The sequence below is a fragment of the Psychrobacillus sp. FSL W7-1457 genome (genome assembly GCF_038593405.1).
Classification (GTDB): domain Bacteria; phylum Bacillota; class Bacilli; order Bacillales_A; family Planococcaceae; genus Psychrobacillus.
The window spans coordinates 1,254,111-1,279,362 of the sequence record NZ_CP151993.1; the positions used below are offsets into that span (position 1 = coordinate 1,254,111).

The window sequence follows — 25,252 nt, forward strand, 5'->3', positions numbered from 1 at the left end:
TATTTTCTTAATATGTTTTGTCAGTCAAAATTGGAAGTGATAAACTTATATTTATATTTAATTATTTATGAAAGAGAGGGATAACTTATGAAGAAGATAAAACCAATAGTCCTTCTTTTTATTGTTGTAATTATTTTGGCATTAGGCTTCTATCCAATGGAATCCTACATTTCAAGACCAGGGGGAGCTTATGAGCTTTCACCATTGGTACATGTTGAGAATGGAGATGAGGATGACGAGGGTACATTAAGTCTTCTAACTATTGCTCTATCAAAGGCGACTCCTCTCACGTATGCATACGCGAAAGTAACAGATAGTCAAAAGATTTATCCTGCCGATCAAATTCGCCAAGAGGACGAAGATGAAGAGGAATATAATGTACGTCAATTAAAGCTTATGTCTGATTCTCAGTTTAATGCTATTACGGTGGCTTTCGATCGAGCGAAAAAACCATACACCGTTATCAATCACGGAATATTTATTTTTAATGTAGTGGATGGAGGAGGCGCTCACAATATTCTGAAACCAGGAGACAAAATTTTAGAAATGGATAATTTGTCTGATCTGACTGGAGATGTGATTGCCAAGTACTTAGCAGATAAAAAAGAGGGCGATACCGTTCGTTTAAAGGTCGAGCGGGAAGAAAAGGTGCTTACTAAAGAGGTAACCCTTAAATCGGTCCCAGGGGTCCTTGAAAAGGCTGGTATTGGTATTTCCTATACTGAAAACAAGGTAGTAGAAACCACCCCGTCTGTAGAGATTAAATCCGAAGATATTGGGGGTCCATCGGCAGGTCTAATGTTTACCCTTGAGTTATTAAACCAACTGCTTCCAGAGGACATAACAAAAGGCTACAATATTGCTGGGACTGGAGAGATGCTACAAGATGGTACTGTAGGAAGGATAGGCGGAATTGACTTAAAAGTAATTGCTGCAGATAAAAAAGGGGTAGATTTCATGTTTGCACCCGACGATGATATACCTGAAGAAATTGTTGCTAAAAACCCAGATCTTACCTCTAACTATGAAGAAGCGTTAAAAACGGCAAAAAAAATTGGCACAAAGATGAAAATTGTGCCAGTGAAAACCATTGACGATGCATTGGAATATTTAGATAACCTAGAACCTAAATGATTAAATTCTAATTGGTATCTTTCTATATTCGCTTCCAACCATGGATGAACCAAATTTAGTTTGAAGTCCTAAATAATATAGATTTGCGGCCTTAATATCAAGCTGCAGTAGTATATTATCCTTGCTTGCAGCCACCCTACTAACTAGAGGGAGCTGCAAGTCTTTTTTTATGGATTGGAGATATGTCTGTCCTTTTTGACTCATTGCAAGTGGTCGGATGTAGGTAGGGTACTCAATAGATCTTAAATCTTCCCATGTAAATGCATTATAAATATGGGTCAACATTCTTTGTATTCTTGTCCAGGTAAATCGTTTGGATTTTATTTGCTCCATAAATGGGAAGAAACTGTCATGCTTTGCAGCAGCGTTCCAAATAGCGTTTTCAATGCCTTCCGTCACCTCTGCATACTTTGCGATGCTATGTTTATCCTGGCGCAAAATTATTAGGCGCAAAATAGGATAAAAACGCTCCCAGCTACCGAAGCTTTCTGCCTGCTCTATCCATTTGGTTAGACCCATGAGACTTGTGTCGGGTAAATATGGATGAATTTTAGATAGCTCTTTTTCTTCGAAGAGTACCTTTCTAATTCCAGTGGCGCTCGCAATCGATTCTGTTTTTTTAGCATCATCGTGATAGTTAGCTACAATGCGTTGAATCGTAGTTGGCTTAATGGATGAATTTATTTGACGTGCAGCCTCTATGTAATGATAGCCTAAGATGTTATTCGGTTTAGACAGATCCACTAGAGGTTCAGTTGCTTCATTTGCCAATAAATGATATGCCTCGTTCAGTGCTTTTGGATAACTAATCCCTTTTTTTATAAATTGGGAGATAGCCTCGTTATATTCGTTCTTTTTGGAGGTTAACAACTTAACTGTATGATTAAAAGACTCTATTGACCCTTCCTCACTTCCAAAACAAAAGCTTTCGCATTTTAGTGCATCCAATAAAAAAATAGCTCCCTTAGCAAAATCACTTGCCTGTGCAGTTGCAAATGCATATGGTAACTCTATAACTAAATCGACACCAGCATCTACTGCCATTTTAGCTCTAGTCCATTTATCTACAAGCGCTGGCTCTCCACGCTGCAAGAAGTTGCCGGACATGACAGCGATTGAAAGTTTGCTATCCGTCTGTTTAGTGGACTGTTGTAAATGGTGTAGATGACCATTATGAAATGGATTGTATTCTACAACAATTCCTGTGGCTTTCATTATAATTAATCCCCCTTAAATTTTCTGATTTTCTAGCTGGTAGTCTTTGCTATCCTTGTTTTGTCTGTTAAATCTGGACCAATCTTAAATACTTTCCTTACTGAAAGTATAATGTTAAAATAAAGTAGTGACAAGAAATTATCTTGACATCTAAAACTAAGCATTATATAATCAACTTTGTTGTCTTGAGGTGATAATCGTATGAAATGGGCAATTAGTCAGCTTTCTAAATATCGTGAGAATGGTCTAGATATAGATGAATTCGTGGAACTCGAAAATGTGAAGAAGCGAAATCAAGACGTTCGAAAGATTTCACCCGTTCATGTAAAAGGGCACTGCACATTTGGTGCAGCGCAAATGACTTGTCATTTTCAGCTTTCTGGAGTTTTAACCTTACCATGTGCACGCACTTGGGAAGACGTAGAATTTCCATTTGAGATTCATTCGGATGAAGTATTCACCTGGTCCGACACTGCACTCGCTTCTGCTAAAGCGTATGATAATTATCATATCGTTGAAGGGGATGTCATTGATGTCGATCCTGTTCTGGAAGAATTAATTCTTTTAGAAATACCATTGCAAGTGTATAAAGAAGGTGCAGACCAATTTAAACACGAGGGTGGGACAGGTTGGAGCTTTACTACTGATGAAGATCTTAAAGAATTGCAAGAAGATGACCAACCAAAATTGGATCCAAGACTTGCTGATTTAGCTAAGTATTTTGATCAAACAGACGAATAATAGATCTGTAAGGAGGTGCCACCAATGGCAGTACCAGCTAGAAGAACTTCTAAAACTGTAAAAAGAAAACGTCGTACACATTTTAAATTATCCGTACCTGGTATGGTTGCTTGTTCAAATTGTGGTGAAATGAAATTGGCTCACCGAGTTTGTAAATCATGCGGTCAATACAAAGGGAAAGAAGTAGTGAGCAAATAATACAGTATTTGTTCCTTAAAAGGCTACCAAAGAGACCATGGCTCTTCGGTAGCCTTTTTCTCTATATTCATTTTAGGAGGTACATACTTTGGCGTACACAATAAAAGAAAAGGATAACATCCTAATATTTGAGATTGATCGACCTGACATACATAATGCTATTAACTTTGATGTTTTGGCTGGATTTAGGCAGCTTGTGACCGAGGTTAATTCAAATAAAGAAATTAAGCTTGTAGTTATCACAGGAGCAGGAGATAAGTCTTTCTGTTCAGGAGGAGATTTATCGGTTTTTCATGAGCTAAAAACGGCAGAGGAATCTTACGCAATGCTAAGCGAGGTAGCTAAAGAACTTTACAAGGTAGCTACTCTAGAGGTACCAACAATCGCTTTAATTAATGGGACCGCAGTTGGTGGGGGATGTGAAATAGCCACATTATGCGATTTCCGACTTGTCAAAAAGGAAGCAAAATGTGGATTTATCCAAGGTAAACTTGCTATAACTAGTGGCTGGGGTGGGGGAACATACCTTTTTGAAAAGGGTATGAGGTATGATAAAGCACTAAAGATGTTAACAGAAGCCACTCCTTATCAATCATCGGAGCTTTTAGAGATGGGTTGGGCTACCGAAGTGTTTGAGGGTGATAAAGTGATTGCTCTACAAGACTTCATCTCCAAAATGATTATTCCCCATTCGACAGTTTTGAAGGCCTACAAAAAACAGATCATACGAAAATGGGAGCAATCTAAATTATTTGAGAGAATAATGGAAGAAGTGAAAGAATGCTCTGTACTTTGGGAAGCAGATGTACACCATGAGGCAGTCAATTCTTTTTTATCAAAAAAGAAATAAAATAGAGTCTATTTATACCCACTTTGCATATATTAATAAAAAAGCAAAGGGTGATTAATGTGAATGTTAAATTGAGAAAAGATAGCTGGACCCTCGACGAAGACAATCTACTAAAAGAGATAGTACTAAAGAAAATCGAACAAGGCCACACCCAAATCTCAGGGTTTCAGGAAGCCAGCGTGTTGTTAGGGCGTTCCAAACAAGCTTGTGCATTTAGATGGAATAAAAATCTTCGCCCACAACTTTTCCCGAAAGAGGATTCCCCGAAGGTAGAAAGTTTCAAGGAGACTGTAAACGATTCCACTTCCCTTCAAAACCATTTGCAACTTGCCATGCAAAGTTATGATGAAATGAAAAATTCCTATGATGAAATAGCTAATGCATATAATTTACTAAAAAGAGATTACGAGGTACTAGTGAACTGGGCAAAACAAGGTGTTCAACACATAGAAAGAAATTAGCAATGAAGTCTCTAAAAAATAGAGACTTTTTTTAATGGGAAATAATTTTATATCAAAATCGTTACAGGTGCCTGGCACCTGTAACGATTTTGTAATTTTTTGTTGGTTATTTGGCCCTAGGTTAGGTAGATGAATTTAATCAATTATTATGTGAAAGTTGAATTCACTTTCAACTTTCGTATAGACTAATAGAGGGGAGAATATTTTGACAAAGGGGAGATACATATGAAAAAGCTGTTAATAGCAAATCGGGGAGAAATAGCACGACGTATTATCAAGACATGTAAACGATTAAATATTGAAACGGTAGCAATTTATAGTGAAGCGGACGAACAGCTTCCTTATGTGAAAGAAGCAGATTATGCTTTTCTTATTGGGCCGAGTCAGGTGCAACAGTCTTATTTAAAGGCTGATGACATAATTGAGCTTGCTATACGAGAGGGTGTAGATGCAATTCATCCAGGCTATGGTTTTTTGTCAGAAAATGCAGAGTTTGCTAGAAAAGCAGAGGCGGCTGGAATTACGTTTATTGGTCCTAAAGCGGAAACGATTGAAAAGATGGGAGATAAAATTGAATCCCGTATAACAATGATTAATGCAAACGTGCCTGTGGTACCGGGAACAGAGGATGGGCTTAATTCTTTGGACGAGGCACTTCACGCAGCCAAACAGATTGGCTACCCAATTATGCTTAAGGCAAGCGCGGGCGGAGGCGGCATCGGCATGATTAAATGTGACGATGAAGCAACCCTTACCAAGCACTTTGAATCGATTAAAACTAGAGCCAAGTCTTATTTTGGTAGTGATATAGTATTTTTAGAAAAATTTATTGAAGACTCTCGTCACATTGAAGTACAAATCTTTGGGGATACAAAAGGAAACATCGTGCATTTGTTCGAACGTAATTGTTCTGTACAAAGAAGAAATCAAAAGGTTCTTGAAGAATCTCCATCTCCAAATTTCCCGGAAGAAGCCAAGAAAAAGCTGTTTGAAGCGGCAGTTAACGCGGCAAAGGCGGTCGATTATGTGAATGCTGGCACGGTAGAATTTATCGTAGACCAAAATCATCAATTTTACTTTTTAGAGATGAATACCCGTTTACAGGTAGAACATCCAGTAACAGAAGCGGTAACAGGCTTTGATTTAGTAGAATGGCAGCTAAAGGTTGCACAAGGTGAGGAGCTGCCAGTTAAGGAACAAGACAAAATTACAACTAATGGGCACGCGTTTGAATTTAGAATTTACGCGGAGGATCCAAAAACGTTTTTTCCTTCTCCAGGAACAATATCTACTCTTACATGGGGGAATGATTCGGATGTAAGAATAGATGCAGGGTATGAGGAAGGGAATAAAGTGACTCCTTTTTATGATCCAATGATTTCCAAAATAATTATACATGCAGAAAACAGAAGATTAGCAATAGAGAAAGCACAAAAATTATTTTCTTCTGCTAAAATAGAAGGTGTAAGAACTAATATTTCACTATTTGACCAGTTTTTACATGACAGTACTTTTGAAAGTGGAGTATATTCAACATCCGTTTTAGGGGAATGGATGGACAAACAAAGGGAGGAAATTTCAAAATGAAAAATTTAGAATCAACTATGGCAGGTACAGTATTTACGGTTAACGTTGCAGTGGGGGACGAAGTGCAAGAAGGCCAAGTGGTTATGGTACTTGAATCGATGAAAATGGAAATTCCTGTAGAATCTAATGTCGCAGGCAAGGTTCTAGAAATAAAGGCGCAAGTTGGGGACTTCGTAAATGAGGGAGACGTATTAGTAACGTTCGAATAAAAACTCTCCAATACAAAAAACTGTAAGTTGAGTATTTAAAATTCTATTAGAAAATTAAGTAGGTTTAACGAATCGTTCAATAAATGTATCTATCAATTAAAATAATTGTTTAGTATTTTATTCTATCAAGCAATTGTATCAGTCGGAGTGTGCCCTACATACAGGGCTCGGCTGCTGCTACTTGAAACGGGGGTTTTACAAAGTGGGAGAAACAAAGGGGTATAACGATAAGTTAGAAGAAAAATTGTCATCCATTTATGCAGGTGGACATTCAAAGTATCATGAGAAAATGAAGGAGCAGGGGAAGCTGTTTGTTCGTGATCGTTTAAACCTGTTATTTGATAATGGGGAATACGTAGAAGACGGTCGATTTGCAAATGTAGAAGCAGGTGACTTACCCGCTGATGGTGTTGTAACTGCGACTGGAAAAATAAATGGACAAACAGTTTGCGTAATGGCAAATGACTCTACAGTAAAAGCTGGATCATGGGGATTTAGAACGGTTGAAAAAATAATTCGAATCCAAGAAATTGCTGAAAAAAATCGTGTGCCACTATTGTATTTAGTAGACTCTGCTGGGGCACGTATTACAGACCAATTAGCAATGTTCCCTAATCGTCGTGGAGCTGGTAGAATTTTTCACAATCAAGTGAGATTATCCGGTTTTATCCCTCAAATATGTTTGTTATTTGGACCATCAGCTGCAGGAGGGGCGTACATACCGGCATTTTGTGATGTTGTATTTATGGTTGAAGGAAATGCCTCGATGTACCTTGGATCTCCACGTATGGCTGAAAAAGTTATTGGAGAAAAGGTGACGTTAGAGGAAATGGGGGGAGCGCGCATGCACTGTACAGTAAGTGGTGTCGGCGACGTGCTTGTTTCCTCGGAAGAAGAAGCTATAGAAGAAGCGAAGAAGTATTTAAGCTACTTCCCTGCCAATTACACCGAAAAGCCAAAAACGGTTGAACCGAAGCAAACCAAAGAAGGTAGAACGTTAGAGGAAATTATTCCTGAAAACCAAAACGCCCCTTTCGATATGTATGAAGCAATTGATGCATTAATCGATGAAGGTACTTTCTTTGATATTAAAAAACTGTTTGCTCCGGAGCTAATAACAGGATTTGCTCGAATCGAAGGGAAGCCGGTAGGAATAATAGCGAACCAACCGAAGGCAAAAGGTGGAGTCTTGTTCGTAGATTCTGCAGACAAGGCTGCTAAGTTCATCTCTCTTTGTGATGCTTTCTCCATTCCATTATTATTCTTAGCAGATGTTCCGGGCTTCATGATAGGGACTAAAGTGGAAAGGGCAGGTATTATTCGCCATGGAGCTAAGCTTATCGCAGCTATGAGCTCAGCAACTGTACCAAAGCTTTCTGTTATTGTACGAAAAGCTTATGGCGCAGGTCTTTACGCTATGGCTGGACCAGCTTTTGAACCTGATGTGTGTATCGCACTTCCTACCGCTCAAATTGCTGTTATGGGACCTGAGGCAGCGGTAAACGCTGTATATTCCAATAAGATTGAAGCAATCGAGGACCCAAAAGAACGATTGAAATTCGTTCAAGAAAAGCATGCGGAATATAAGGAAGAAATAGATATTTATAAGCTGGCATCTGAAATGATTATCGATGAAATTGTGAAGCCGAGCGATCTGCGTAACGAGCTTGCTAATCGTTTGAGATACTATGAGGACAAAGAAATTGCAATTGCACCTCGAAAACACCCAGTCCTTCCTGTATAATATTTTTAAACTTAGGTCTACCTTAGAGGTAGGCCTTTTTAAAAATTTGACCTAATATAAACGTTTAGTGGACGACTTCCCAAGATGGTAGATTTTTATTCCCCATATAATATTTTTTAGGAGGTGAAGAAGTATGCGAATAGGAATTATAGGAGCTGGAGCAGTAGGAATGCTATTTGGCGCCTATTTATCTAAAGCAGGTCATGACATATCCTTTTTAGTAAGGAATAAGAGCTTAAAAGAACTATACATAAAAACAAACGACATTACTGAACCGATTGAATGTCAGATAGTCAATTCTATAGAAGCACTACATCAAATGGATATAATTATTGTGGCAGTTAAGTATCACGATCTCTCTTCATTAAAAAAAAATTTAGATTCCTTACCAAAAGAAACTCCTCTACTGTTTATACAAAATGGTCTACTACATTTACAGTTTATCGATACTTTAAAACAATCGAATATATTATTAGGTTCTGTTTTACACGGAGCGACCAAAATAAATCCGGAAACGGTACAACACTTAGGAATTGGAACGACTTCAATTGGATTTTATAAAGGAAAGTGGCAGAGTCTTGAACAGCTACTGAAATCTGAGGCAGAGCAATTCCCATTTCAACTTACTGAAAATATTAGACAAATCTTGTTTAAAAAAGCATTACTTAATTGCTTGATAAATCCCTTAACTACCATTGCTCGTGTGCAGAATGGTGAACTAATTAAAAATGAATCATATAAAAAAATATTGCGAAGCCTGTATGAGGAAATTATAGAAGCCTTTGAAGATTGGAACGACTTATTGGCTTGGAAAGAAGTTGTGTCGCTTTGTCAAAATACAGAGTATAACTACTCATCCATGCTTAAGGATTTTCAGAGCAACCGCATGATGGAAGTCGATACTATTGTAGGAGCTATCCTAGCCGAAGCAGAGAGTCGTAAAAAGTCATTGCCCATTCTAAATACTTTTTATTTATTATTAAAAGAAATGAATAAAGTAGGTGATTGATATGATCAGCCTTGTTTCTATCATTGTATTAGTTCCAGCAATTCTATTTATCATTTCTTTTGTGATTGCGAAATATGCCTTTCGCAAAAGAAAAAAATCTATTGGTATAGCTGCAGATATTACTACGTTTTTGTTATTCTTTTCAGTTTCTCATGTGTTTAATGTTATTTTTGAAAAAAAAATAGGATTTATTATAATTATTTTTGCTATTTTTATTGCAACTATTATGACCATTCTAGAATGGAAAATGAAAAAAGAGATAGAAATAAAGCCTCTGCTTCGGAAAGTGTGGAGATTGTTTTTCATCCTACTCTGCTTCATGTACGCTCTTTTATGGATAATCGGAGTAATCCGATATGTTTTAAAGTATATAAGCTAATAATTTTCATCTCTTTCTGATGAAATGATATACTCTAAAAGGATTATATTAAAGAGGTGGAAAATCGTGCGATTAGAGCAATACACACAACCATTTGTTTCCCCATTCTATAAAGCATATTTAGAGGACTCTGCAAGTCTTTCCTCTTTTTTTCATTATGAATGGAACCAAGAGGATTTAAATAAAAGACTTCAAGAAACCGATTACTCAAAACATAAAAGAGTTGAGCTGGCGACCGTAATTACTAGCTATATGGACCAGTTTGGTATTTCTGAGAAAAGTAGAAAACATATAGAGGAATTGAAAGATAACGGCGTGGTTGTGATTGGTGGACAGCAGGCAGGCATACTGACCGGTCCTATGTATTCCATCCATAAAGCCATTTCGGTGATCGTTCTTGCGAAACGTCAAAGAGAAATACAAGGGATACCGGTAATTCCTGTATTTTGGATAGCTGGTGAGGATCATGATATCGATGAAATCAACCATGTTTACATAGAGAAAAGCAGAAAGCTCCAAAAGCTCGTCTTCCCTGAAAGATCGAAGTTAAAGAAAATTGCTTCAGAGACAACATTTACGAAAGAAACGATGCTAGCCTATTTAGAAGAGATTTTCAAAAGCTTGCCTGAAACATCCCATACGAAAAAACTATACTCAAAGTTCACCCACTTTGTAGAGGAACATTCCAACTTCACTTCATTTTTTTCGGCAATTATGAACGAATTATTTTATGAAGAAGGACTGCTTATGGTTGATGCAGCCTATAAGCCTCTTCGCCAGTTGGAATCTGACTATTTTGTTCAAATGATTGAACAGTCCTCGGATTTGGCAAGTTTAGTATTCCAAAAGGAACAACAGCTTGACCAACTAGGGTACGGATCTCCAATTCAAGCGAAAGAAACAGCTGCCAATTTGTTTTATGTAGAGGATGGCGAACGTTTTCTTCTAGAAAGAGAGAGCAATTCTTTTGTGCATGAAGCTAAGGGAATATCTTTCACCAAAGAAGAGCTTATTGCGATTGCTAAAGATCAACCTGAGAAACTTAGTAATAACGTTGTTACACGACCATTAATGCAAGAAATGGTTTTTCCGGTATTAAGTTTTATTGGTGGCCCAGGCGAGATAGCTTATTGGGCTACATTAAAAGATGCCTTCCAATTATTTAATATGAAAATGCCGGTTATCACGCCGCGACTTAGTATATCTTTGGTCACTCCTAAGGTGCAATCGCTACTAGATAAGCTGGAATTCTCGATTCCTGATGTTTGGAGTGGAGAGGTTGAGCTTTCAAAAGCTAGGATGATTGAGCAAAATCAAAATAAGGATGTCTCCTTGTTCATCCAGTCAATTAAAGATGATTTAGCAAGTAAGTATGAAGAGCTTGATCAATTATTAAAACGAAACGATATTAAACTTACATCTTTAGTAGAAAAAAACTTGGATTTTCATGCGAAGCAGCTTACCTTCATGGAGAATGCAGTGGAGGATACTATTTTAACTAAGCTAGATTCTTCTATTTATCGATATGACCAATTAATGATTCAGCTTATGCCCAATGGTGGTCTGCAGGAAAGAACTTATTCTCCTATACAATTACTAAACGAAAAAGGACAGAACCTCCTTGAAGAATTACTTCAGGTTCCATATGAATTTAATGGTAAGCACCATGTAGTATCTATATAATGTATCTTGCTCCTCTCCCTTAATGGGAGAGGAGTTTTTCGTTTGTTTAGGAAATTATAAGTTTTGAACCTTTGGATCAATTGATGTCTAGCTCCACCGCCTTGCCCCTCGGGGTCAAATGGATGAAAGCTCCGGTGGCTGAGGAACTGCCTCCTCGCTTTTCTCCATTTGCCTGTCGGGGCAGGGATAGGCGGTTGTGCTTTTCTTGTTTTATTTATATTAGTTGAAATTGATGAAAGGGAAATAATTAAGTCGTTTTTTATAATCCATTGGATGTAAACTATGACTTGTATAATCATATTACAAATCGAAAAATAAGATATTTTAAGATGAATTTGTTTTTTTGTTAATTTTCTCTTCTTTAGAAATATTAAATGTTGTTTATCTATTACATAGTTTGTTAGTTAAATTTAATGTAAATTTAACGAATTATAGGTTTAAGCTTCTGAAAAATGGGTAGCTCTTTTTTCTCCTAAACCCTTGTCATATTTGCTCTAAATGTGTTTTAACAAGTACTAATTACGCATTTTCAAATTTTCTCCACTAATTTACGAAAAAATTGTGGAGGAAAGTGGGGGGATGTGGTATGTTATTGACATAAAGTGGGGTGAGTAGCATGTTCATGGGCGAATACCAGCATAACGTCGATCCTAAAGGGAGAATAATCATACCTTCTAAATTTAGAGAGCATTTGGAGGATTGTTTTGTTTTAACTCGTGGTCTTGATAATTGCTTATTTGGTTATCCTATGAATGAATGGCGAAAGCTTGAAGAAAAATTAAAAGAACTACCTGTAACTAAAAAAGATGCACGAGCATTTACTCGTTTTTTCTTTTCTGGTGCTACAGAGGTAGAAATTGATAAGCAAGGCCGAATCAATATACCAAGTAATCTTAGAGCATATGCAAAAATGGACAAGGAGTGTATTGTTCTTGGGGTGTCCAACCGTCTGGAAATATGGGCGAAGGAAGCCTGGGAAACATACTTTGAAGACTCTGAGGATTCATTTAACGACATTGCGGAGAATATGATCGGCTTTGATATATAAGAAATGGAGGGAAGAGCTTGTTTCATCATACAACAGTACTACTCCACGAGACGGTAGATGGGCTAGCTATTCGTCCCGATGGAATTTATGTTGACTGCACACTAGGTGGTGCCGGTCACAGCGAATACTTAATCAAACAGCTTAATGAAAATGGTAGGTTAATCTGCTTCGATCAGGATATGACAGCTATCGAAAATGCAAAAGTTAAATTAGCTCCTTACTTGGATCAAGTGACTTTTGTTCACTCCAATTTTCGATATTTAAAAAAATCCTTAAATGATTTAGGTATTGAAAAGGTTGATGGGATTTTGTATGACTTAGGAGTTTCCTCACCTCAGCTAGATACCCCTGAGCGTGGTTTTAGCTATAACTACGATGCTCCTCTTGATATGCGGATGGATCAAACAAGTGAATTAACAGCTTTCCATGTCATCAATGAATGGCCTTATGAAAAATTAGTAAAAATCTTTTTCCGTTATGGAGAAGAGAAGTTTTCCAAGCAAATTGCAAGGAAAATAGAGCAGGCAAGGGAAACTGCACCTATCGAAACTACTTTCCAGTTAGTTGAGTTAATCAAAGCAGGAATTCCGGCTGCAGCAAGAAGGACGGGCGGGCACCCAGCCAAGCGTATTTTTCAAGCAGTCCGTATAGCAGTGAACGATGAGCTGGGAGCAGCTGAGGATTCACTCGAAGATGCAATACAGCTTATAAAGGTGGGAGGACGAGTTAGCGTTATTACTTTCCATTCTTTAGAAGATAGGCTGACAAAGACTATCTTTAAGGAGGCGTCCTCACTACCGGAGTTGCCACCAAACTTGCCAGTTATACCAGCTGGAATGGAACCTATGCTGAAGTTAATAACTAGAAAGCCAATATTACCTTCGAAAGAAGAGCTAGAAGTGAATAACCGTTCAAGATCTGCCAAGCTGCGCATTGTGGAAAAACTAATCGAAAAGGGAAGTGTTTAAATGGCTTTACGTAACTATCAGTCAGAAGAGACATACATAGCTAGGCCTTCTTTTCCAGAGCAACCACCACAGCCAAAGAAGCCGGCAAAAATAAAGAGTAAAATACTATCTAAAGGTGAAAAGTTTTTATTTGTAGGATTATTAATCGTTGTAACTGTGCTTTCGTTAATGATTGTTCAAACTCAAACAGACGTTAGAGCAACTACGAAAGAGATATCTTTACTTGAACAACAAATAGATACTACTTCAAAAGAAAATACTGACTTGTCCATACAAGTACGTGAATTATCTACCTATGATCGAATTTGGAAAAAGGCAGAGGAACTCGGCTTGAAACTAAATGAGCAAAACGTAAAGGTAGTACCAGGACAATGAATAAAAAATTTCGTTTTCAATGGGGAGCCTTTCTAATGTTTTTACTTTATGGAGGGCTCTTTTTTGTATTGCTAAGCCGCTTTGTATTTATTCAGGTTACAGGTACAGCAGAAGGGGAAGTTTTAGCTTCAAAAGCAGACGATAAGTATGGACGTGTTCAAGAAATACCAGCAAATCGAGGCAATATTGTAGATCGTAATGGCGAGATAATTGCAGAAGATACCTTAAGCTATAAGATGATTGCAATTACGAGAGCAGAGGTTTCAGGTAATAGTAAAGTCCCTCGACATGTTGTGGATCCAGAGGATACGGCTAGAATACTGGCAGAATATATTGATATGTCAGAGCAAGAAATTCTAGAGATATTAAATAAAGGTATTGAAAAGGACAAGTATCAAGTCGAGTTTGGCAAAGCTGGAAGAGATATTAGTCATAAAAAAATGTTAGAGATTAAGAGCTTAGAACTTCCTGGAATTCAGTTTAGCCAAGATTTAAAAAGGTTATATCCTAATGGGACATTTGCATCTCATTTAATTGGATTTGCTCTCAAGGAAGAGAACAAGGATGGGGAAGCCATTGCAGTGGGTAAAATGGGACTTGAGTATATTTATGATAAAAAGCTTACTGGTGTGCCAGGTAAAGTAGAATATCATAGTGATACAAAGGGCTTCTTACTTCCGAATGCAAGCAAGATGATCACAGAAGCACAAGATGGCTATGACATTCACCTGACGCTCGACAAAACAATAGAAAACTTTTTAGAAGATGCTATGAATAAAGCAGAAGAAAAGTATAATCCTGAAAAAATGACAGCCATTGTTGCGAATGCTAAAACTGGTGAGATATTAGCAATGTCTCAACGACCGACATTCGAACCGAATACGAGAGAAGGACTTTCGACCAATTGGTTGAATGAAGCCATTGAGCAAACGATAGAACCTGGTTCTACGATGAAAATCTTTACTTTAGCATCTGCTATTGAAGAGGGTGTTTGGAATCCAAATGATCAATTTAAATCAGGCTCCTACAAAGTTTATGATCGTACGATAAGAGATCATAATGTAGTTGGTTGGGGAACGATTTCTTACCTAGAAGGATTCCAAAGATCTTCTAACGTTTCCATGGCCTTTTTACTAAATAAAATAGGTGACGAAACCTTTATAGAATATATTCGTCGTTTTGGTTTTGGGCAGCCCACTGGTATAGACCTTCCAAATGAGGCAAGTGGTATCGTAAACGATAGATATCCTATTAACAGAGTTACTACGACTTATGGACAAGGGGTAACTGTCACACCTATTCAATTAGTTCAAGGAATGACAGCTATCGCAAATGAAGGAACTATGTACCAGCCTTATGTTATTGATAAAATCGTTAATCCTAATACAGGAGAGATTGTCGATGACAATGAACCAGTAGAAAAGAAATCTCCTATTTCAGCAAGCACTGCTAATCAGGTAAAGGAAATTCTGGCAAGCACTGTTACATCGGAGCATGGAACGGCCCAACGCTTTAAGTTGAATGGATATACTTCTGCAGGAAAGACTGGTACTGCTCAAATTCCAAAAGGGGATGGAAGCTACTTTTGGGGAAGACAGCTATTCCTATATTCCTTTTTAGGGATGGCTCCTGTAGAGGATCCTCAATTAATCGTGTATGTTGCTGTTCAGAAACCGAAGATTAAAGATACCGAAGTTGGTTCTCAACCAGTATCTGAAATATTTAATTCTGTTACTGAAAATAGCTTGAAATATTTAAATATAGAACCAGAAAACCTTGAATTATCTAAACCGATAAAAATGCCTGATTTAATTGGTAAAAATGTGTTAGACAGCCAAATGGCGTTAGAAACTCAAGGATTAAAAACTGTTATAATTGGACAGTTGGATCAGGTGTTAGAGCAATATCCTAAGGCTGGCACCTCTGTTATTTCTCAAGGAACTGCTTTTATAAAAGGGAGCGGGGAAATAGTACTTCCGAACTTTGCAGGATGGTCAAAAAGAAATCTTATGATTTATAAGTCACTTTCTGGGTTACCAATTGAAATAATAGGAGATGGCTTTGTGTCGAAGCAAAGTTTAACAGCTGGCTCAGTTGTGACTAGTGACTCACCGATTGTAGTTCAATTGTCGAGCCCAAAGGAAATTGCTGAAAACAGCGTAGAGGAAGAAGAATTGGAAGAACTACCGCAAGACTAGAAGAGTGCTAGAATAGTTAAGGACGTTTTCTCATAAGCTATCTAAAACGGACATAAAGGAGAAAACGTAATATCTAAACTTAAACAAGTAATTCGGCTACGGATGATATGGGTTATTACGCTGCTGTTGTTTCTGGCGGTAGCGGGAAAGCTTATTCAGCTTCAGTTTTTTCAGTTCAGTGAATTGACTACTAAAGCTAAGGAAAGCTGGGACCGAGAGCTGCCTTATGCTTCTGAAAGGGGCAATATTCTTGATCGAAATGGGGAGGTAATAGTTGGTAACAAACTATCTCCTACCCTTTTCTATATGCCTTCCCAAAATAAAGAACCAGAGAAGGTAGCAAAAGAAATTGCACCATTGTTAGAAGTGGAAGAGAGTAAGCTATACGAACAAATTAACAAGAGAGCTTATCTTGTTAAAATTGCTCCAGCAGGGAAGAACATTACGTCTGACTTAGCTATGCAGATTCAAGATAAAAATGTTAAGGGTCTGTATGCTGGTATTGACTATGTCAGAGATTACCCGCATGGTAAAATGCTTTCGAGATTGTTAGGCTTTACCGGATATGATGCCCAGGGGCTTGCTGGAATCGAATATCAATACGATTCTGTCTTGAAGGGCAAAGAATCAGCCATTCGAATGTTTACAGATGCTAAAGGAATTCCACTTCCACATGTTGATGACAGTTGGAAAAATGGACAAAATGGTAACCATGTCCAATTAACAATCGATATGAAAATTCAAACCGTAGTAGAGAGAGAATTGTCACAAGCAATGGATAAATATGAGGCAACGCAAGGCATTGCGATTGTAATGAATCCTAATAATGGAGAGATACTAGCATTAGCTTCGGCTCCAAATTTTGACCCTTCTTCTTATCAAGAAGTTGATTCTACTATTTACAATCGTAACTTACCAGTTTGGATGACATTCGAACCTGGATCCACGTTTAAAATTATTACGCTTAGCGCAGCACTCGAAGAAAATGTTGTTAACTTAGATAATGACCATTTTCATGATGCTGGTTACACAATTGTAGAAGGAGCAAGACTGCGATGCTGGAAACGACAAGGGCATGGTAGCCAAACGTTTCTGGAAGTTGTAGAAAATTCCTGTAACCCGGGATTTATAGAATTAGGCAGGAGAGTTGGACCTGACAAGCTTTCAGAGTACATAAAGAAGTTTGGATTTGGTCAATCCACAGGTTCTGGAATGGCTGGAGAATCTTCGGGCATTCTATTTAGTAAAGATGCTTATGGACCAGTTGAACATGCAACCACTTCATTTGGCCAAGGTATTTCTGTCACACCGATTCAACAAGTTCAAGCAGTAGCAGCGGCTATTAACGGCGGCTATTTATATAAGCCTTATATTGTAAAGAACATTGTGGACGGAGAAACAAATAAAATTCTATCTACAGCAGAACCAGAAATGAAAACGCAAGTAGTATCAGAAGCAACTTCTCAAAAAGTACGTGAGGCACTTGAACACGTGGTTGCTCATGGCTCCGGTAGAAACGCCTATAGAGACCAATTACGGATAGGTGGAAAAACTGGGACTGCACAAAAGGTTCAGAACGGCCGATATATGGATGGAGAGTACATTGTTTCTTTCATCGGCTTTGCTCCTGCGGATAAACCAGAACTTATAGTATATGTAGCAATTGATAATCCAAAGCATAGTACTCAGTTTGGTGGAGTAATTGCCGCACCGATAGTAGGTCAAATTATTGAAGATTCACTTGAGGTTACAGGTGGAGGTAAACAATTAGAGAAAGATTATAGATGGGGAGATGTTCAAACCGTCCGCGTCCCAAATCTTGTAGGAACTAAAAGAAAAGAAATTACATCGTACATGTATCCGTTTCAAATTGTTTGGCACGGCGATGGAGATGAAATCTTAACTCAATTACCGAAAGAAAACAGTCTTATTCCGTTAGATGGGACTATACATGTTTACACAAAATAAAAATAACTATAGTACATTCATGATTAGTTGTGCGTATTTAAGGAGATTTTTTTATGACATTGTCTACAACGTTAATTACACTTATTGCTAGTTTTTTAGTATCTGTTATACTTGCCCCGATTATTATCCCCTATTTAAGAAGGATGAAATTTGGGCAAAGTATAAGAGAAGAGGGGCCAGAATCCCATCAGAAAAAAGCTGGAACACCTACCATGGGTGGTTTAATATTTTTAACCTCAATCATTGTGACAACACTTGCTATTTCGTTTATATTTGACAAGCTTACGACACAGTCAATCGTATTGTTGTTAGTATTAGTGGGCTTTGGGTTAATTGGGTTCTTGGATGATTTTATAAAAGTAGTTTTAAAGAGAAATCTAGGCTTAACTTCTCTACAAAAACTAATCGGACAAATAATTATTGCGATTATTGCCTTTTTCTTGTTAAAGCTAGGTCCATTTGATACTTCAATCTCCATTCCATGGACTGAAATTACGCTTTCTCTAGGTCAGTTCTATGTTGCCTTTTTAGTGTTTTGGCTAGTTGGCTTCTCCAATGCAGTAAACCTATCAGATGGGTTAGATGGTCTTGTATCTGGTACAGCATCAGTATCCTTCGCTACTTTTGGAGTGCTTGCTTTAATATACGAACAAACGGATATTGCAATTTTTGCCTTTAGTGTTGCTGGAGCCTTGTTAGGTTTTCTATTGTTCAATAAAAATCCCGCTCAAGTTTTTATGGGAGACACTGGATCACTAGCTTTAGGTGGAGCACTAGCTATGGTTTCAATTCTTGTTCAACAAGAAGTGCTTCTATTGATCGTTGGGATTATCTTTGTAATAGAAACATTATCGGTTATATTACAGGTCATTAGCTTTAAAACTACTGGTAAGAGAATATTTAAAATGAGTCCGATTCACCATCATTTTGAACTTTCTGGCTGGAGTGAACGTAAAGTTGTCACCGTATTTTGGGCTATTAACTTTGCGGCTGCAATGTTTGTAGTGATTATGGAGGTTATGTAAATTGAAACAGCTACCTTTTGTATATCATAAAAAAATACTTGTTTTAGGCTTAGCCAAAAGCGGTACAGTTGCTGCTGAGCTCTTGCATGACTTAGGAGCATTTGTCACAGTTAATGATTCCAAGCCATTTGAGCAAAATGAAAATGCTCAATATCTTTTGACCAAAGGATTGACAGTCATTTGCGGTAGTCATCCAGAAGACTTGTTGGATGAAGGGTTTAATTTAATCGTAAAAAATCCTGGAATTCCTTATACGAATAGTGTAGTTGCAGAAGCTATTAAAAGAGGTATTCCTGTATGGACAGAAGTAGAGCTTGCGTATCGTATTAGTGATGCTCCCATGATTGGAATTACGGGGTCAAATGGTAAAACTACTACAACGACCCTTATATACGAAATGTTGAATCATGCTTCTAAGCAACCATTGATTGCGGGTAATATAGGAACTGTTGCCTCTGGGGTCGCAGAAAAGGCGACTGCAGACAATACAATTGTTATGGAGTTATCCTCCTTTCAGTTGATGGGAACTGAACAATTAAAACCTAAAATTTCAGTTTTAATGAATTTATATGAGGCTCACTTGGACTATCATAAGGATTATCAAGAATATACAGACGCAAAATTTAATATTACCAAAATGCAGGATGAAAATGATTGGTTTGTCTATAATGCAGAGCAACAGTTAGTTCAAGATTATGCTGATAAAAGCCAAGCACAAAAGGTTCCTTTTTATGTCAGCAAAAAGACAGCCAACGGTATAAGTGCCGACGATCAATTTGTATATTGGAATGGTGAACAACTTTTTGAACGCTCCATTATTGCACTACGAGGTAAGCATAACTTGGAAAATGTATTAGCTGCAACTGCTGTAGCTATTTTGTCAGACTGCTCGCTAGAAAGTATTAAATTTGTATTACAAACCTTCCAAGGTGTAAGGCATCGCACACAGTTTGTGTTAGAGTCAGATGGACGTAAGTTCTACAATGATTCTAAAGCTACGAATACGCTGGCTACCAAAAGTGCGTTAGAAGGGTTTTCTGAGCCTGTCGTGTGGATAGCAGGTGGAGTCGATCGAGGGCATTCGTTTGATCAGCTTATTCCTTATTTACCTAATGTAAGAGCACTTGTACACTATGGTGAAACAGCGGAAAGACTTCAGAAATTTGGAGAAGAGAACCATATACCCTTCGTGAAAAGAGTCTCTAATTTAGAGGAAGCCACCCGGTTAGCTGTGGAGGTATCAGAAAAAGGAGACATTATTCTTCTTTCTCCCGCTTGTGCAAGCTGGGATCAATATGAGAGCTTTGAAATTCGAGGGGATGAATTCATCAAGGTTGTTGAATCTTTAACGAATAATTGAAAGGATGAAATAATCGAAAGATAAACGTAAGTTACTATTCTTATCGTCTGTATTATTTTTATCAATTATTGGGATTTTGTTTGTGCATTCAGCCGGATCGTATTGGAGCGAGGTTCATTATCAAGGGCAAACGCCTTTCGCTTTGAAACAGAGCTTGTATTTAATAGTTGGGGTGGCAGGAGCATTTTTTATACAAAATAAATCATTTCTCCGCCTTCCCACATTTTGGCACGTTTTATATATCATATCGGTGGTATTGCTTATAGGGGTATTGATTCCTGGTATCGGTGTCGTACGGAATGGTTCACAGAGTTGGATATCTCTTGGTTTTACCAACTTTCAGCCTGCAGAGCTGTCTAAAATTGCTGTATTAGGCGTGTTGGCTTTAGCTTTGGCAAAGGAACCAAAAAACAAAGGTAAACTATATATGCGTAGCGCACTTCTACTCTTGCTGCCAATAGGGTTAATAATGGTTCAACCAGATTTTGGATCTGCTTTTGTATTAGTTGTAGCAGTATTTATGCTGTTATTTGCTGCAGGACTTCCTTTAAAGTTTTTTTTCGCCATTGGATTATCTGGGGTAATAGGTTTAGCAGCACTAATCATTTCTGCTCCGTATAGGTTAGTTAGGATCCAAGCTTTCTTGGACCCTTGGAAAGACCCTTTAGGTTCTGGATTTCAAGCAATTCAATCACTCTTAGCCATTGGTCCAGCTGGTCTATTCGGTTTCGGCTATGGAAATAGTCGCCAAAAGTTTTTATATTTGCCAGAGCCACAGAATGATTTTATCTTCTCCATTTTATTGGAGGAAACGGGATTTATCGGTGGGATAGTTGTAATCTCTGCCTTTGTTGTTTTTTTCACTACTAGCTATATGATGGCTTCCCGTGCGAAGACAAGAGAGGCCCAATTAATGATAGTAGCCTTAACCTCCTTACTTGTTGTACAAACGTTTTTAAATATGGGAGTGGTAACTGGCTTGTTACCTGTCACAGGGGTAACCTTACCATTTATCAGCTATGGCGGGTCATCCTTAGTAATGACCTGGGGGATTATCGGAATCATTTTAAACTTGGCTAATACATCTAGTACAGAAGGGAGGCGGTAGAATGGAAAAAGTCATCGATATCGAAGATCGAATACCTACCTTAAAAGAAAAAAGAAGACGTAGAACAAACAAAAAATTTTCCATTCTACTTTTTCTCTTTGTCTTTACTCTATTGGTCTTGCTTTATTTTCAATCGTCTTATAGTCAGGTACAAAAAATAGAGCTAGATGGGGCTAAGCTTTTCTCCGTGAATCATTATGTTGAACAAAGTGGTCTGAAAATTGGAGATTCCATGTGGAGCTTTAAGGAAAAAGACATAGAAAATTCATTGGAGAAAAGCGATTGGGTAGAATCAGTACAAGTTAAAAGAAAATGGCTATCCAGTATTCATATCGAAGTTAAAGAATTTAAACAGGTTGGATATGTAGAAAAGGAAAATGCACTTCAAATAATTTTGGAAAATGGTAAGACCATAATTCCAGAAGATGAGATTGTGCCTATCGAAGGGCCAATCATCGCAGATTTTGAAGATGAAAAAATTCGATTACGTCTTATAAAAGAACTTAAAAAGTTGAATAGTGAAGTGTTATTAACTATCTCTCAAATAAATTACGTCCCAACAGAGAATGATATATACTCCATTCAAGTTTTTATGAATGATGGTAATGAGGTACAAGCTCTAATCCCGTCATTTTCAAGTAAAATGAATTATTATCCTTCGATTATTTCACAAATAAACCCAGATCAAAAAGGGGTAATCGATATGGAGGTAGGGTCATATTTTGAACCCTATCAAAAGGTTTTAAATGAAACTGAGGGTGAGGAGGCCATTGAGGATGAAGAAGAGGAGTCGTCTTAATGTTCCTTTTCGTGGACGTATTCTTATCTCGCTGGTTAGTTTAGTATTAGGGTTCATTTTAGCTTATTCCTATAGCATGGCATCTGCGGATAAAGAAATAGAGGGTAGTAATAGCTATTCGTTGGAAATACAAAAGTACAGAGAGCAGCTAATAGAACAAAAGGAAATGAATAAGGAATTAACAGAAGAGATAAATAAAAAACAACAGGCTATTAGAGTTTTTGAAAAGTCATTTGTGGATAGCGAAGAAAGTGTTGAAGAGTTAGTAAAGGAAGCCGAAATGCTTCGGTTACTAATGGGAGACATTCCATCTGAGGGGAAGGGCATTTCAATAGCTTTGCAGGATGGTGAGTATAATCCTTCTCAGGAAAACCCGAATGATTACATTGTTCACGAAAGTCATGTATTTAAAGTGATAAATGAGCTAAAAATATCTGGAGCAGAAGCAATTACTATTAATGGACAAAGGCTTCATGCCCAATCTTACATATCGTGTACTGGCCCAGTGATAACAGTCGATGGACGAGCTTTTCCCGCGCCTTTCACAGTTGAAGCCGTAGGTGATCCAAAGGTATTACTAGCATCGGTTAACTTAGGTGGCGGTATTGTAGATCAGCTAACAAACGATAATATCGTAGTCACCGTTGAAGAAAAGAGTAACATTATGATGCCTGCCTTGCGTAGTGACCAAAATTAACAAAGGCAAAGGAGGGCCGAATACATGAAAAAAACCGTCTATATTCGGTTTACTATAATTTTGTTGATCGTTGGTTTCATGATTGCCATTCAATACAATACAGTAAAACAACCAGAAACTCGCGATACGCGTGATGTATGGGAGATTCGCCAAGAGCTTGCCACGGAAACACAGCTACATTCTGAATTGTTGTCGGAAGTACGCCTGTTAGAGGAGACAGTTGGCAAGTATGACAATATGGTCAATGAAAGTCCTGAAATAGCTTTAAATGAAACCGTTAAACAATTAAAACAGGATATTGGAATTGCGGATTTTAAAGGTCCAGGACTAACCATAACAATTGAACCCTCTATAGAGAGTATGATGGTGGGGGAGCAAATAGAAGAAATATCTCCTGATTTATTAATTCGATTAATCAATGAGATTAATCGCTTTAAAGCGGAGGCAGTAGAAGTGGATGGCAAACGGATTGTATATTCCTCTGCTATACGTGATGTAAACGGAAGGACTACGGTTAATAACCTGACAATAAAAAAGGCCCCCTTCACTATTAAAATTGGCACATTAACACTAGAAGACGCTAAGAAAATGTATAACCAGCTACAAGCATCTCCTATTGGAGATAATTTCTACATTGATAATCTAAGACTAACTATAGGTGAACCGGAAGATGAGGTTACAATACAGGCCTTTGATCAATCAGTAAATATGGAATTTTTACAAGAAGTGCCAGGGGGAGAATAGTTATGTGGTTGCCGTTTTTAGGATTAATACTTGGAATATCACTTGGCTTAATGACTGATATTCAAATTCCAGAGGTTTATGAAAGCTATTTATCCATTGCTGTTTTAGCTGCATTAGATACTTTGTTTGGAGGAATTAGGGCACAACTTCAACAAGTTTATGATGATAAAGTATTCGTTTCCGGTTTCTTCTTTAATATTGCTTTAGCTGCTGGTCTCGCCTTTCTGGGGGTCCATTTAGGGGTAGATTTATATCTAGCAGCCATCTTTGCTTTCGGTGTTCGACTTTTTCAAAATATAGCTGTGATTCGTCGAATAATATTAACAAAATGGCCTGAGAGAACAAAAAGATAATGTTTTGTGCTATAATTTACTATTTCTTTAGAAAATTTTAGACTTTATAGGTTTTTTACAATAGAATAATAAATAAAGAGTTATTAGGAGGTGCCACGGGTGAATCAATCAGAAATGTACGTATCATTAGATATTGGGTCGTCTTCCATTAAAGTATTAATAGGTGAAATGAGTGATGACTCGCTGCATGTAATAGGAGTAGGAAATGTTAAATCAAACGGTATTAGAAAAGGCACCATTGTTGATATAGATGCAACTGTTCAATCGATCAAAAAAGCCGTTGGTGAGGCTGAAAGAATGATAGGAATGTCTATACATGAAATAGTGTTAGGTATACCCGCTAATTTAGCGAATATACAAAACGTTAAAGGTGTTGTCGCTGTCAATCGAGAGGATAGAGAAATAACAGACGCAGATTTGGACCGTGTTTTAGAGTCTGCTCAAGTAATGTCTATTCCTCCTGAAAGAGAGCTAATTAACATTGCTCCCAAACAATTCATCGTGGATCATTTAGAAGAGATTAAAGATCCTCGAGGCATGATTGGAACTCGTCTAGAATTAGATGGTTTAATGATGACGACATCCAAAACGATTTTACATAACGTGTTACGATGTGTGGAAAGAGCAGGCCTTCAAATTAGAGAAATATATTTGCAACCATTGGCGGCAGGACATTTTGCCTTAACTGAGGATGAAAAAAATCATGGTACTGCCTATATAGACATTGGTGGAGGCTCTACAACCATTGCAATATTCAGAGAAGGTCATTTAGTCAATACTGCTGTTATTCCTGTAGGTGGAGATCATATAACTAAAGATTTATCTATCGTTTTAAAAACCCCTACAGAACAAGCGGAAATGATAAAATTAAAATATGGACATGCCTTTTACGATGACGCGTCAGATGATGAGTTATTCGAAGTACCAGTAATTGGTGCTGATATGAAAGAGCAATATTCTCAACGATATATAGCAGAGATTATTGGGGTACGTCTAGAAGAACTATTTGAGTTAATTCTAGAGGAATTTTACCGAATGGGATTACAAGATCTCCCAGGTGGAGTAGTAATTACAGGTGGAGTTGCTAAACTTGAGGGTATCGGACAATTGGCGAGACATATATTACAATCGCGTGTTCGACTGTACACACCAGATTATATCGGCGTTAGAGAACCACAATATACAACAGCTGTTGGCCTTATAAGATATGCCTATAAAGAAGATCTTTTCTATGGTAAAATTGGCAATAGCCATGCATTATCTCAAATGGCACACAATGAAGTAGTAGCAAGCACTAAAAAACAAAAACAACCACAAAAAAATTCAAACAATGAAAACAAAGAGAGTGCAATGAGTAAGGCGAAGAAACTTTTTGACAAGTTCTTTGAATGAGAAAACT

At 37.6% G+C, this 25,252-nt stretch carries 24 protein-coding genes and 1 pseudogene; 24 read left to right on the plus strand and 1 reads right to left on the minus strand.

Annotated elements, in window-relative coordinates:
• Positions 1-87: 87 nt before the first annotated feature.
• Positions 88-1,134: a SepM family pheromone-processing serine protease gene (locus tag NSQ95_RS05850; RefSeq protein ID WP_340884306.1), complete on the plus strand. Its 1,047-nt coding sequence runs from the start codon at positions 88-90 to the stop codon at positions 1,132-1,134.
• Here the strand turns inward: NSQ95_RS05850 and NSQ95_RS05855 are convergent, their stop codons facing one another.
• A complete protein-coding gene (locus NSQ95_RS05855) occupies positions 1,135-2,349 on the minus strand; it encodes a nucleotidyltransferase (protein ID WP_340884303.1) in 1,215 nt (404 codons plus the stop codon).
• 201 nt (positions 2,350-2,550) lie between these two features.
• Between NSQ95_RS05855 and NSQ95_RS05860 the strand changes: the two genes are divergently transcribed.
• The 23 genes and pseudogenes from NSQ95_RS05860 (at position 2,551) to ftsA (ending at position 25,245) form a co-directional block, all read left to right on the plus strand.
• On the plus strand, positions 2,551-3,090 hold the full coding sequence (locus tag NSQ95_RS05860) for a YceD family protein (RefSeq protein ID WP_298471936.1): 540 nt from the start codon (positions 2,551-2,553) through the stop codon (positions 3,088-3,090).
• Positions 3,091-3,114: 24 nt separating this feature from the next.
• Positions 3,115-3,288 carry a 50S ribosomal protein L32 gene (rpmF, locus tag NSQ95_RS05865; RefSeq protein ID WP_144537945.1) on the plus strand — a complete coding sequence of 58 codons (174 nt, stop codon included), beginning with the start codon at positions 3,115-3,117 and terminating at the stop codon, positions 3,286-3,288.
• Positions 3,289-3,376: 88 nt separating this feature from the next.
• Entirely contained in the window at positions 3,377-4,138 is a 762-nt protein-coding gene (locus NSQ95_RS05870) for an enoyl-CoA hydratase/isomerase family protein (protein ID WP_340884300.1), read from the plus strand.
• 59 nt (positions 4,139-4,197) lie between these two features.
• Positions 4,198-4,599 carry a hypothetical protein gene (locus NSQ95_RS05875; RefSeq protein WP_169358970.1) on the plus strand — a complete coding sequence of 134 codons (402 nt, stop codon included), beginning with the start codon at positions 4,198-4,200 and terminating at the stop codon, positions 4,597-4,599.
• 225 nt (positions 4,600-4,824) lie between these two features.
• Complete coding sequence (locus tag NSQ95_RS05880; protein WP_342560469.1) at positions 4,825-6,186, plus strand: biotin carboxylase N-terminal domain-containing protein; 1,362 nt, start codon at positions 4,825-4,827, stop codon at positions 6,184-6,186.
• Complete coding sequence (locus NSQ95_RS05885) at positions 6,183-6,395, plus strand: acetyl-CoA carboxylase biotin carboxyl carrier protein subunit (protein ID WP_169358972.1); 213 nt, start codon at positions 6,183-6,185, stop codon at positions 6,393-6,395. The genes NSQ95_RS05880 and NSQ95_RS05885 overlap by 4 nt, the downstream gene beginning before the upstream one ends.
• A 202-nt stretch (positions 6,396-6,597) precedes the next feature.
• On the plus strand, positions 6,598-8,139 hold the full coding sequence (locus NSQ95_RS05890) for an acyl-CoA carboxylase subunit beta (protein ID WP_340884292.1): 1,542 nt from the start codon (positions 6,598-6,600) through the stop codon (positions 8,137-8,139).
• Positions 8,140-8,272: 133 nt separating this feature from the next.
• On the plus strand, positions 8,273-9,148 hold the full coding sequence (locus NSQ95_RS05895) for a 2-dehydropantoate 2-reductase (RefSeq protein ID WP_340884290.1): 876 nt from the start codon (positions 8,273-8,275) through the stop codon (positions 9,146-9,148).
• 1 nt (position 9,149) lies between these two features.
• A complete protein-coding gene (locus tag NSQ95_RS05900; RefSeq protein ID WP_340884289.1) occupies positions 9,150-9,527 on the plus strand; it encodes a DUF3397 domain-containing protein in 378 nt (125 codons plus the stop codon).
• A 66-nt stretch (positions 9,528-9,593) separates the two neighbouring features.
• Positions 9,594-11,210, plus strand: a complete 1,617-nt coding sequence (gene bshC, locus NSQ95_RS05905; protein WP_342560470.1) for a bacillithiol biosynthesis cysteine-adding enzyme BshC — start codon at positions 9,594-9,596, stop codon at positions 11,208-11,210.
• Positions 11,211-11,826: 616 nt separating this feature from the next.
• Positions 11,827-12,258 carry a division/cell wall cluster transcriptional repressor MraZ gene (gene mraZ, locus NSQ95_RS05910; RefSeq protein WP_169358978.1) on the plus strand — a complete coding sequence of 144 codons (432 nt, stop codon included), beginning with the start codon at positions 11,827-11,829 and terminating at the stop codon, positions 12,256-12,258.
• Between the two features lie 17 nt (positions 12,259-12,275).
• Positions 12,276-13,226: a 16S rRNA (cytosine(1402)-N(4))-methyltransferase RsmH gene (gene rsmH, locus NSQ95_RS05915; RefSeq protein ID WP_298471949.1), complete on the plus strand. Its 951-nt coding sequence runs from the start codon at positions 12,276-12,278 to the stop codon at positions 13,224-13,226.
• Entirely contained in the window at positions 13,227-13,601 is a 375-nt protein-coding gene (gene ftsL, locus NSQ95_RS05920; protein ID WP_340884281.1) for a cell division protein FtsL, read from the plus strand.
• A gap of 35 nt (positions 13,602-13,636) precedes the next feature.
• Positions 13,637-15,799 carry a penicillin-binding transpeptidase domain-containing protein gene (locus tag NSQ95_RS05925; RefSeq protein ID WP_340884280.1) on the plus strand — a complete coding sequence of 721 codons (2,163 nt, stop codon included), beginning with the start codon at positions 13,637-13,639 and terminating at the stop codon, positions 15,797-15,799.
• Positions 15,800-15,901: 102 nt separating this feature from the next.
• Positions 15,902-17,767, plus strand: a complete 1,866-nt coding sequence (locus tag NSQ95_RS05930; RefSeq protein WP_342560471.1) for a penicillin-binding transpeptidase domain-containing protein — start codon at positions 15,902-15,904, stop codon at positions 17,765-17,767.
• Positions 17,768-17,820: 53 nt separating this feature from the next.
• Entirely contained in the window at positions 17,821-18,792 is a 972-nt protein-coding gene (gene mraY / locus NSQ95_RS05935; RefSeq protein WP_340884275.1) for a phospho-N-acetylmuramoyl-pentapeptide-transferase, read from the plus strand.
• Position 18,793: 1 nt separating this feature from the next.
• Positions 18,794-20,152, plus strand: a complete 1,359-nt coding sequence (gene murD / locus NSQ95_RS05940) for a UDP-N-acetylmuramoyl-L-alanine--D-glutamate ligase (protein ID WP_342560472.1) — start codon at positions 18,794-18,796, stop codon at positions 20,150-20,152.
• 49 nt (positions 20,153-20,201) lie between these two features.
• Positions 20,202-21,260, plus strand: a pseudogene (locus tag NSQ95_RS05945) (putative peptidoglycan glycosyltransferase FtsW); the annotation flags it as partial.
• Position 21,261: 1 nt separating this feature from the next.
• Entirely contained in the window at positions 21,262-22,059 is a 798-nt protein-coding gene (locus NSQ95_RS05950) for an FtsQ-type POTRA domain-containing protein (RefSeq protein WP_342560473.1), read from the plus strand.
• Positions 22,037-22,756 carry a DUF881 domain-containing protein gene (locus NSQ95_RS05955; protein ID WP_340884267.1) on the plus strand — a complete coding sequence of 240 codons (720 nt, stop codon included), beginning with the start codon at positions 22,037-22,039 and terminating at the stop codon, positions 22,754-22,756. Before NSQ95_RS05950 ends, NSQ95_RS05955 begins: the two co-directional genes overlap by 23 nt.
• Before the next feature lie 24 nt (positions 22,757-22,780).
• Positions 22,781-23,500 (plus strand): DUF881 domain-containing protein, encoded by a 720-nt coding sequence (locus NSQ95_RS05960; protein WP_340884265.1) that lies wholly within the window; start codon positions 22,781-22,783, stop codon positions 23,498-23,500.
• Between the two features lie 2 nt (positions 23,501-23,502).
• A complete protein-coding gene (locus tag NSQ95_RS05965; RefSeq protein ID WP_169358988.1) occupies positions 23,503-23,853 on the plus strand; it encodes a small basic family protein in 351 nt (116 codons plus the stop codon).
• Between the two features lie 99 nt (positions 23,854-23,952).
• The gene (gene ftsA / locus NSQ95_RS05970; RefSeq protein WP_169358989.1) at positions 23,953-25,245 is read left to right on the plus strand and encodes a cell division protein FtsA; all 1,293 of its coding nucleotides are present in this window, start codon (positions 23,953-23,955) and stop codon (positions 25,243-25,245) included.
• The last annotated feature ends 7 nt before the right edge of the window (positions 25,246-25,252 follow it).

Bases quoted from the DNA above. Each gene is read 5' to 3' on its own strand.
- NSQ95_RS05880 (WP_342560469.1), top strand. From the start codon at position 4,825: ATGAAAAAGCTGTTAATAGCAAATCGGGGAGAAATAGCACGACGTATT.
- mraZ (WP_169358978.1), top strand. From the start codon at position 11,827: ATGTTCATGGGCGAATACCAGCATAACGTCGATCCTAAAGGGAGAATA.
- mraY (WP_340884275.1), top strand. From the start codon at position 17,821: ATGACATTGTCTACAACGTTAATTACACTTATTGCTAGTTTTTTAGTA.
- NSQ95_RS05855 (WP_340884303.1), bottom strand. From the start codon at position 2,349: ATGAAAGCCACAGGAATTGTTGTAGAATACAATCCATTTCATAATGGT.
- NSQ95_RS05950 (WP_342560473.1), top strand. From the start codon at position 21,262: ATGGAAAAAGTCATCGATATCGAAGATCGAATACCTACCTTAAAAGAA.
- NSQ95_RS05860 (WP_298471936.1), top strand. From the start codon at position 2,551: ATGAAATGGGCAATTAGTCAGCTTTCTAAATATCGTGAGAATGGTCTA.
- NSQ95_RS05930 (WP_342560471.1), top strand. From the start codon at position 15,902: ATGATATGGGTTATTACGCTGCTGTTGTTTCTGGCGGTAGCGGGAAAG.
- ftsL (WP_340884281.1), top strand. From the start codon at position 13,227: ATGGCTTTACGTAACTATCAGTCAGAAGAGACATACATAGCTAGGCCT.
- NSQ95_RS05895 (WP_340884290.1), top strand. From the start codon at position 8,273: ATGCGAATAGGAATTATAGGAGCTGGAGCAGTAGGAATGCTATTTGGC.
- NSQ95_RS05885 (WP_169358972.1), top strand. From the start codon at position 6,183: ATGAAAAATTTAGAATCAACTATGGCAGGTACAGTATTTACGGTTAAC.
- NSQ95_RS05960 (WP_340884265.1), top strand. From the start codon at position 22,781: ATGAAAAAAACCGTCTATATTCGGTTTACTATAATTTTGTTGATCGTT.
- NSQ95_RS05965 (WP_169358988.1), top strand. From the start codon at position 23,503: ATGTGGTTGCCGTTTTTAGGATTAATACTTGGAATATCACTTGGCTTA.
- NSQ95_RS05955 (WP_340884267.1), top strand. From the start codon at position 22,037: ATGAAGAAGAGGAGTCGTCTTAATGTTCCTTTTCGTGGACGTATTCTT.
- NSQ95_RS05925 (WP_340884280.1), top strand. From the start codon at position 13,637: ATGTTTTTACTTTATGGAGGGCTCTTTTTTGTATTGCTAAGCCGCTTT.
- NSQ95_RS05900 (WP_340884289.1), top strand. From the start codon at position 9,150: ATGATCAGCCTTGTTTCTATCATTGTATTAGTTCCAGCAATTCTATTT.
- NSQ95_RS05850 (WP_340884306.1), top strand. From the start codon at position 88: ATGAAGAAGATAAAACCAATAGTCCTTCTTTTTATTGTTGTAATTATT.
- rpmF (WP_144537945.1), top strand. From the start codon at position 3,115: ATGGCAGTACCAGCTAGAAGAACTTCTAAAACTGTAAAAAGAAAACGT.